Annotated in this window: 1 protein-coding gene; it reads left to right on the forward strand. The window is 67.1% G+C overall.

Annotated features, from left to right (window positions below):
• Positions 1–325 (forward strand): hypothetical protein (locus QY049_RS34530; RefSeq protein ID WP_301270428.1); only part of this gene is annotated, 325 nt, incomplete at both ends.

Below are 325 nucleotides of genomic sequence, written 5' to 3' on the forward strand. Positions count from 1 at the left end.
ACACGCTGAAGCTGAACGGCACGACGATCAGCGGCGGCACGATCGCCGACAACGGGCTGATCGAGACGGTGCAGGGCGTCAGCACGATCACCGGCAACGCGCAGCTGAACGGCGGGCTGGTGACGATCGACGCCGCGACGCAGCTGACGCTGGACAATGTGACGGTGACCGGCACGACGATCACCGACAAGGGCACGCTGGCGCTGGCGGACACGGTGACGCTGGCGGGGATCGACATCGTCACCGGGACGGGTGGCAGCACGATCAGCAACAGCGGGCTGCTGGACATCACCGGCACGACGACGCTGAACACCGACAGCGTGAC

Origin of the sequence: Bradyrhizobium sp. WYCCWR 13022, from assembly GCF_030435535.1 — a bacterium.
Lineage (GTDB): Bacteria > Pseudomonadota > Alphaproteobacteria > Rhizobiales > Xanthobacteraceae > Bradyrhizobium.